The organism is Paraconexibacter sp., assembly GCF_059438195.1.
The window spans coordinates 23,434-30,644 of record NZ_JBLKKY010000052.1 but is presented as its reverse complement, the minus strand read 5'-3'; the positions used below and the strand labels follow the sequence as shown (position 1 = coordinate 30,644).

Annotated in this window: 5 protein-coding genes; all 5 read left to right on the top strand. The window is 77.3% G+C overall.

Annotated elements, in window-relative coordinates; translation table 11 throughout:
• On the top strand, nt 1–523 hold a 523-nt coding region (locus ACME2J_RS16355), incomplete at its 5' end, for an SCP2 sterol-binding domain-containing protein (protein ID WP_495546003.1).
• A gap of 150 nt (nt 524–673) precedes the next feature.
• A complete protein-coding gene (locus ACME2J_RS16350; RefSeq protein WP_495546002.1) occupies nt 674–1,933 on the top strand; it encodes a Y-family DNA polymerase in 1,260 nt (419 codons plus the stop codon).
• Between the two features lie 104 nt (nt 1,934–2,037).
• Entirely contained in the window at nt 2,038–2,241 is a 204-nt protein-coding gene (locus tag ACME2J_RS16345; RefSeq protein ID WP_495546001.1) for a hypothetical protein, read from the top strand.
• 88 nt (nt 2,242–2,329) lie between these two features.
• Nucleotides 2,330–3,646: a hypothetical protein gene (locus tag ACME2J_RS16340; RefSeq protein ID WP_495546000.1), complete on the top strand. Its 1,317-nt coding sequence runs from the start codon at nt 2,330–2,332 to the stop codon at nt 3,644–3,646.
• A gap of 58 nt (nt 3,647–3,704) precedes the next feature.
• Nucleotides 3,705–7,190: a DNA polymerase III subunit alpha gene (locus tag ACME2J_RS16335; RefSeq protein ID WP_495545999.1), complete on the top strand. Its 3,486-nt coding sequence runs from the start codon at nt 3,705–3,707 to the stop codon at nt 7,188–7,190.
• Nucleotides 7,191–7,211 lie beyond the last annotated feature (21 nt).

The window sequence follows — 7,211 nt, the reverse complement described above, 5'->3', positions numbered from 1 at the left end:
GCCCTCGACGGCGGTCGGGAGGCCGCGACGGGTCCGCCGGCGCGGCGGCGCGCTCGCGGCCCGGTCGCTGGAGCGGTCCGCCGACCTCGCCCAGCGCCTCGTCGCGGGCCGCGGCGAGGAGGTCCTCCGTGCGCTCGTCGGCCGCAGCGACGACCGGCGGATCGAGCGGATGGTCGGAAGCGACCGCGGGCTGCGCATCCTCTTCGCGGCGATGGCTCGGCGCTTCGACCCCGCCGGCGCCCAGGGCTTCACGGGCGACCTCCGCTACGAGCTGCGGGCCGCGGACGACCGGGTCCGGACGTGGACGGTCTCCTGCCGCCTCGACGGCGCGGCGGCGATCGCGGGCGCGCGCGAGGATCCTGCGGTGACGATCGTCACCGGGCTCGCCGATTTCGTGCGGATCGCGGCCGGTGAGCTCGATCCCGGCGCCGCGCTCCTCACGGGGCGCCTCGACGTCGAGGGCGACTTCGCCGTCGCCTCCCGCCTCGGGGAGATGTTCGGGGCCCCGTCGCCGCTCGGCTGACGAGGGCCGCCGGCGGCGGTGGAGCCGGGCGAGCCGGGCGAGCCGGAGATTGCATCTCGGCAGCCAACGGTGGCTGCCCAGATGAAAACTCTCGGGTGGGGGCCGCTGGCGGCGCGTTCGTCCGGCGGCGATGCGAACATGTGTTCGTCCATGATCGTCTGCGTCCTCCTTCCCCGCTTCGAGCTCGTCGTCGCCGCCGGCGGGCGCGCGGCGCTGCTCGAGAGCCCGGCGGCGCTCGCGCCGGAGCCGGGGCGCGAGCAGCTCGTCGGCGAGGTCTCGGCGGCGGCGGAGGTCTTCGGCGTCCGGCCGGGGATGCGCCTGGGGGAGGCGCTCTCCCGGTGCCCGGGCCTCTCCCTCGTCCCGCCCGATCCGGTCGGCGTCGCCGACGCATGGGAGGAGGCGCTGCAGGCCCTCGAGGGCGTCGGCGCGGCGGTCGAGAGCGGCCCGCCGGGGCTCGCGCTCTTCGACGGCGCTGCGCTGCGACGCCTCCACGGGGGGTCGAGCCTCGGCCCGTCCGTCCCGTGGTCGCCGTCCTCCGGCGGGAGGGTCGCGACGCGCGCCGGCCGGCCGTCGCCGCCGCCGTGGCTCGACGGGGTCGTGGCCGCGACCCGCCGGGCGCTCGCGCGACCGGCGCGCATCGGGGCGGGCCCCTCGCGCTTCTGCGCTGTCGCCGGCGCGGTCCGCGCGCGGTCACGGCGGGCCGAGGTCGTCGCCGGCGCGGTCGACCTCGCCGAGGCTCCGGTCGGGCTCCTGCGGCGGGACCCGTCGTGCGCCGCGCTCGTCGAGCCGCTCGAGCGGCTCGGCGTCGCGACGCTCGGCGCGCTCGCGGAGATGCCGCGAGCGGCCCTGTCGGACCGCTTCGGCGCGGCGGGCCTGCGGGCGCGCGACCTCGCCCGCGGCGCCGACGATCCCCTGCGCCCGCGGACCGCGGGGGAGACGCTCGAGGAGTCCCTCGACCTGCCCGAGGCGGCGTCGGGCGTGCAGCTCGGGCGGGCGCTCGAGCTGCTCGTCGACCGTCTCCTCGCCCGGCGGGAGCGGCGCGGTCGCGCTCTCTGCTCGGTCGTCCTCTCCGCGCGGCTCGTCGAGGGCGGGACGTGGCGGGAGCGGGTCGTCTTCCGCGAGCCGCTCGCCGATCCGGGGCGGATGCGCCTCGCCCTCGGTCCGCGGCTCGAGCAGCTGCCCGCGCCGGCGCAGTCGCTGCGGCTCGCCGCCGAGCGCTTCGGTCCGGCGGCGGCTCCGGGCGACGCGCTCTTCGACGACGCGCGTGCGCGGCGGCGGGCGCGCCTGCGCGAGGCCGTCCGCCAGGCGCGCGTCGCGGCGGGGCCCGACGCGGCGCTGCGCATCCTCACCGTCGAGCCGGACTCGCGCGTGCCGGAGCGGCGGGCGATCCTCACGCCGTTCGAGGTGTGAGCCCGCGAGGCGACAGGGCGGTCGGGCATCGCGGGGCCCGGGCGGCCGGAGCCGCCGGGAGCGGGCGGGCCGCCCGGCGGCTGGGTGCGCCGGTCTCGGTCGCCGTGCGCGCCGATGCCGTCGACGGCCGGCCGCTCTCCGTCGACGGCCGGGAGGTCGAGGCGGTGCGGGAGTCGTGGCTCGTCGAGGACCGCTGGTGGACCGAGCAGCCGCTGCGGCGCCGGTACTGGGAGGTCGTCACGGCCTGCGGTCGCGATCTCGTCGTCTTCCGGGACCTCGAGGAGGGGCGGTGGCATCGACAGCGGTAGCACGGCGCGGAGAACCTCCACACGGCTGTCGCAGATCTTCCGGGGCCGCGCGTAGAACCGTGACGCGCGCCGCGCGACGCTCACGCGCGTGCCGCTCCCCTCGCTCGGGCGTCCTCGCCGACATCCGCCTCGCCGCTGTCACGGCGCGTGCGGTCAGGCGAGCGTCGACTACCTCGCGATCCTCGTCGTCGCCGGGCTCGTCCTCCTCGCGGGCGCGGCCCTCGCGGCGGCGCGCGGCCCGGGGCTCGCCGCCTCGGTGCGGGCCCAGTTCCTCCGCGCGCTCTGCATCGTCACGGCGGGGGACTGCGAGCGCGACCGCGCCCCGTGCGTCGTGCGCTCCGACGGGACCTCGGTGGGCGCGCACGTCAACCTCGCCTTCTTCCGGGTGGGCCGGGAGCACCTCGCCCTCGTCGAGGAGCGCTCGGACGGGACGCTCGCCGTCACGCTCCTGCGGACGAGCGAGTTCGGGTTCGACGTCGGGGTCGGCGTCGACGGTCATCTCGCGCTCGGCTCCCGGCTCGTCGCCGCCGGCGCCGAGCTGCGGGCGGCGCTCGTCGCGCACGAGGGCCGCGGCCGGACGTGGATCGCCGAGTCGCGCGACGAGATCTCCGGGCTGCTCGAGGGCCTTCTCGGCGCGGTCGTCCCGAAGGCGATCCAGGACCGCGTCGAGCGCGAGCCGGACGAGACGGTCTACGAGCACGGCTACGGCGTCACGTTCTCGGCGGGCGCCGGCGCCGGCGCGGCGTCCACGGGCCTCACGCTCGGCGCGACCGACCTCGACGGCGCGCGGGCGATCCGCTCGACCGGTCACCACGTCCTCTACCTCTCGCGGGCGAACGAGCTCACGGCCGCGCTCTCGCTCGCGACGTCGGGACCGCGCGGCGGGGCCTCCGGCTCGCTCGCTCTCGGCTCCGACCACGTGTGGGGCGTGGAGGTGGACGCCACGGGCCGCCCGCTCGACCTCGTGGTCGTCACCGCCGGCGAGTACCGCGGGGCGCAGAGCGTGCCGGGCGCCGCCCGTCGCGTCGTCGAGGCGCTCGGGGTCCCGCCCCGCGCCGGGCGTCGCTACGAGGTCGAGCAGCACCTCGACCTCACCGACCCGGGGAACCTCGCCGCCGCGGCGGACTTCATCTCGGCCGTCCGGGAGGGCGGGCCGCGCCCCGGCCGCTCGCGGGCCCCGGTCTCGGCGGCGCTCGCGGCCCGCCTGCGGGCGGACGGGGTCGTCCACGTGCGGACCTACGAGGCCGACGAGGCGACGACCGGAGGCGGAGGCCACGTCGCGCTCGGGGTGAAGGTCGGCGGAGCGGCCGCGCGCACGGAGCGGTCCGGCCGCCTCCTCGCCGCGGCGACGCGGGGGAGGGACGGCACATGGCGGCGGAGGGACGACTGCGTCGGTCCCGGGTGACGCGCGGGGGCCGGCCGAGGCGGCGCATGGCGTCCGGCCGGAATGCGAACATGCGTTCGTGTCCTACGTCGAGCTCCACGCGCACTCGGCCTTCTCGTTCCTCGACGGGACCTCGCAGCCGGACGAGCTCGTCGCGGCCGCGCTCGCGCAGGGCTACGGGGCGTTCGCGCTCACCGACCACGACACGCTCTCGGGCTCGATGGAGTTCGCGCAGGCGGCGAAGGCCCTCGGTCTGCGCGCGATCCACGGGGCCGAGGTGACGCTCGACGACGGTCGTCATCTCACCCTCCTCGTCCGCGATGCGGCGGGATGGCGCAGCCTCTGCCGTCTCCTCACGCGCGCGCACGCGCACACGCGGGACGGCAGCGGCTCGGCGCGGGAGGGCGGGGGGGCTCGTCCGCGGTCCGACCGGCGCCTCGCGCGCCCGCCGTCGGTCGCCGTCGCCGACGTCCTCGACCACGCGGACGGCCTCGTCTGCCTCAGCGGGTGCGCGCGGCACGGGGTCCACGACGAGGCGACCCTCCGCCGGCTGCGCGAGGCGTTCACGCCGGAGCGCCTGCGCGTCGAGCTGCAGCGTCCCTTCGCCCGCGACGATCGCGCGCGCAACCGCGCGCTCGAAGGGCTCGCGCGGCGGCTCGGGCTGCGCTGCGTCGCGACGGGGGACGTCCACGCGCACACGCGCGAGCGGGCGCGGCTGCAGGATGCCTTCGTCGCGATCCGCGAGCACACGACCCTCGACGCCTCGGAGCCTCTGCGGCGCGGCAACCACTCGCACGTCCTCACGACGCCCGGGGCGATGGCGCGGCGCTTCGGCGACCACCCGGAGGCCGTCGCCGAGACCGCGCGGCTCGCCGAGACGCTGCGCTTCGACCTCACGAGCGACCTCGGCTACCGCTACCCCGGCGCCGACGACGAGGAGGCCGACCGCGAGCTCGCGCGGATCTGCCACGCCCGCTTCGATGAGCGCTACCCGCTCGCACTGGGCGCGGGCGGCCCCGGCGGCGCCGCGCTGCGCGAGCGAGCGGCCGCCCGCCTCGAGGAGGAGCTGCGGCTCATCGCGCGGCTCGGGCTCTCGGGGTTCTTCCGCCTCCACCACGACCTCCTCGAGCTCGCCCGCGAGGTCGCGCTCGAGGTCCGCGGGGCGGGGACGGCGCGCGCGCTCCTCCCTCCCGGCCGCGGGCGCGGGTCCTCGGTCTCCTCGATCGTCTGCTACCTCACCGGCCTCTCGCACGTCGATCCGATCGCGAACGAGCTCTTCCTCGGGCGCTTCCTCAACGAGGAGATCACCTCGCTGCCGGACATCGACCTCGACTTCCCGCGGGACGTGCGGGCGACGCTCATCCCGCGCATCCACGAGCGCTACGGGCACGATCGGTCGGCCCTCGTCGCCGCCTTCCCGACGTACCGCGCGCGCGGGGCGATCCGGGAGATCGGCAAGGCGCTGGGCCTCCCGCCCGGCGAGATCGAGCGCGTCGCCCGCTCCTCGGAGGGCTGGTCGGCGACCCACGTCGACCGCGACGTCGAGAGCGCGGTGGGGGAGGCCCGCGCCGGGCAGGGGCGCTGGGCCTGGCTCGTCGCGCTCGCCCGCGAGGCGCAGGGCCTGCCGCGGCACCTCAGCCAGCACTCGGGCGGGATGATCGTCGCGACGCGGCCGCTCGTGGACTGCTGCCCGGTCGTCCCCGCGGCGATGGAGGGCCGGCAGATGGTGATGTGGGACAAGGACTCCTGCGCGGACGCCGGCTTCCTCAAGATCGACCTCCTCGGGCTCGGGATGCTCTCGGCGGTCGAGCGCTGCGTCGACCACATCGCGGAGCGCCACGGGGAGGTCGTCGACCTCTCGCGGATCCCGTTCGACGACCCCGAGACCTACCGGGCGATCCAGAACGCCGAGACGACCGGCGTCTTCCAGATCGAGAGCCGCGCGCAGATGGCCTCGCTGCTGAGGACCCGGCCGGAGACGCTCGACGACATCACGATCCAGGTCGCGATCGTGCGACCGGGGCCGATCCAGGGAGGCGCGGTCAACCCGTACATCGACCGCCGCCAGCGGCTCCGGGCCGATCCGTCGTTCGAGGTGCCGTACGAGCACCCCTCGCTCGAGCCGGTGCTGCGGGACACGCTCGGCACCATCATCTTCCAGGACCAGGTCATCGAGGTCGCGATGGCGTTCGCCGGCTTCACGCCGGGCGAGGCGGAGGGGCTCCGGCGGGCGATGAGCCGCAAGCGCTCCGAGGCGGCGATCCGCGCGTACCACGACCGCTTCATCGAGGGTGCGGCGCGCACGCACGGCGTCGACGAGGCGACCGCGGAGCGGGTCTACGGGATGATCGTCGGGTTCTCGGGCTTCGGCTTCCCGAAGGCCCACGGCGCGGCCTTCGGGCTCCTCGCCTACCAGTCGACGTGGCTGCGGGTCCATCATCCGGCCGAGTTCCTCTCCGCGCTCCTCGACGAGCAGCCGATGGGCTTCTACCCGCCGGACGCGCTCGTCCACGAGGCGCAGCGGCGCGGCGTGCCGGTCCTCCCGCCGGACGTCAACGCGAGCGCGGTCGGGTGCACGGTCGTCGACGTCGCGACGCAGGAGGGGCCGGGGGAGAAGGCGGCGGTGCGGATCGGCCTGGGCTACGTCCTCGGCCTGCGGGAGGAGGAGGCGGAGGCGCTCGTGGCCGCGCGGCAGACGGCGGGCGCGTTCCGGTCGGTCGGCGATCTCTCGTCGCGCTCGGGGCTCGGGCGCGCCGCGCTCGAGCGGCTCGCGTGGTCGGGGGCGTGCGACGGGCTGCTCGCCGCCGAGGTCCCCTCCCAGGGGCACCGCCGTCGGGCGGCGCTCTGGCGGCTCGGGGTGGTCGCGCCCGGCCGGTCGCTCGGGTCCGGGGGCACGCAGCTCGCCCTGCCGCTCGACGCGCCGGCGGCGCCCGTGCTGCCGGGGCTCACGGCGTGGGACTCGATGATCGCCGACTACGCGACGACCGGGCTCACGACGGACGCGCATCCGATCGGCCTCCTGCGGGACGACCTCGCACGGCGCGGCGCGGTGCCGAGCGGTGCCCTCGGGAGGATGCGGCACGGGAGCCCGGTGAAGGTCGGGGGCCTCGTCGTCGCGCGCCAGCGCCCGGGGACCGCCTCGGGGATCGTCTTCATGCTCCTTGAGGACGAGGAGGGGACGGTCAACCTCGTCGTCCCGCCGCCGGTCTACGAGGAGCACCGCCTGACGGTCCGCACGGAGCCGCTCGTCGTCGCCGAGGGCCGGCTCGAGCGTCACCCCGCCGCGGGCGGCGGCATCAACGTGCTCGTGCGCCGGCTCGTGCCGCTCGAGGCGCCGGCGGACAGGCCGCTCGCCGAGGTGCGCGCCCTCGCGGAGTCCGCCGAGTTCTCGCCGCTCGACGAGCGCGAGCTCGAGCGGGCGCGGGCCGAGGCGGGGCGCGGGCGGCTCACGCTCGTCGGCGCCGAGGACGAGGAAGAGGCGCAGGCCCCGGCCGCGGCCGACGGCTCCGGGTTCCGCGCGGTCGCGCCACCCGTCATGAGCTTCGCGCAGGGCCGCCGGCGTTGAGCGCCCGGCCGGGGCGGCGGG